Genomic DNA, 1023 nt, shown 5'->3' with positions numbered 1-1023 from the left:
AGGTGGCGCCCGCGGTGGAGCCCGAGCCCGCGGAGGAGGAGGAGCCGGAGCCCGCGGTGGGGGTGGCGCTGGTGGCGGGTGGCTCAGAGGGCTGGTGGGCGGCCTTCGTAGGGGGTGGACAGGACGACCATGGTGCGGGTGGAGACGCCGGCGGCGGCGCGGATGCGCTGCAGGAGGGCCTCCAGGTCGGTAGGGCTGGCGACGCGGACCTTGAGCAGGTAGCTTTCGTCGCCGGCGACGCTGTGGCAGGCCTCGATCTCGACGATGTTGGCGAGGCGGTCGGCGGCGTCGTCGGGGGCGCTCGGGTCGATCGGGGTGATCGAGACGAAGGCGGTCAGGGGCAGTCCGACCTCGGTGGGGTCGACGAGCGCCGTGTAGGAGGTGATGACGCCGCGTTGCTCCAGGCGGCGGACGCGCTGATGGACGGCGGAGATCGACAGGCCGGTGGCTCGGCCGAGGTCAGTGAAACTCATGCGCCCATCTCGGCACAGCATCTGCACGATTCGTCGGTCGAGATCTTCCAGCACGATCCGGAGCGTACGCAGGTGACCGTGTGGGAGAGAGGCTGTTTCTGGTCCGTTGCCTGGTCCCGGTGGGACAGCCGGTACGGTCGGCGGCGGGTGTGCGCCCGGGTGGCGGCCGGTGCGGCGCGGGAGTGCCCGCGGGCGCCGCGCGGGGAGTGCGCCGGGGCGCGCGGGGTGGCGTACCGGGGTCTGGGGTTCGGTCGTGTCGGACGGGGCTGGGAGGGGCGGTGGCGATGACGGTGGGTGAGGGTGCGGGGCGGTTGATGCTGGCGGATGCGCCGTCGTTGTACTTCCGGGCGTTCTACGGGGTGCCGCGGTCGGTGCGGGCGCCGGACGGAACGCCGGTGGGGGCGGTGCGCGGGCTGTTGGACACGCTGGCGCGTCAGCTCGTGGAGGTGCGGCCGCGTCATCTGGTGGCGTGTTTCGACGCGGACTGGCGGCCGGCGTTTCGGGTGGCGTTGCTGCCGTCGTACAAGGCGCATCGGGTGGCGGGTGAGGC

At 73.0% G+C, this 1023-nt stretch carries 1 protein-coding gene and 1 pseudogene; one reads left to right on the top strand and one right to left on the bottom strand.

Translation table 11 applies throughout. From position 1 onward, the window contains the following. Positions 1–83: 83 nt before the first annotated feature. Positions 84–527 carry an Lrp/AsnC family transcriptional regulator gene (locus C1A33_RS26205; RefSeq protein ID WP_101834223.1) on the bottom strand — a complete coding sequence of 148 codons (444 nt, stop codon included), beginning with the start codon at positions 525–527 and terminating at the stop codon, positions 84–86. A gap of 230 nt (positions 528–757) precedes the next feature. Between C1A33_RS26205 and C1A33_RS26200 the strand changes: the two are divergent. After that, a pseudogene (locus C1A33_RS26200) lies at positions 758–1023 on the top strand (flap endonuclease); the annotation flags it as partial.

Source organism: Frankia canadensis (assembly GCF_900197875.1).
GTDB classification, from domain to species: Bacteria; Actinomycetota; Actinomycetes; order Frankiales; family Frankiaceae; genus Frankia; species Frankia canadensis.
The sequence above is the reverse complement of the archived record's forward strand: the minus strand, read 5'-3'. Positions and strand labels throughout refer to the sequence as shown.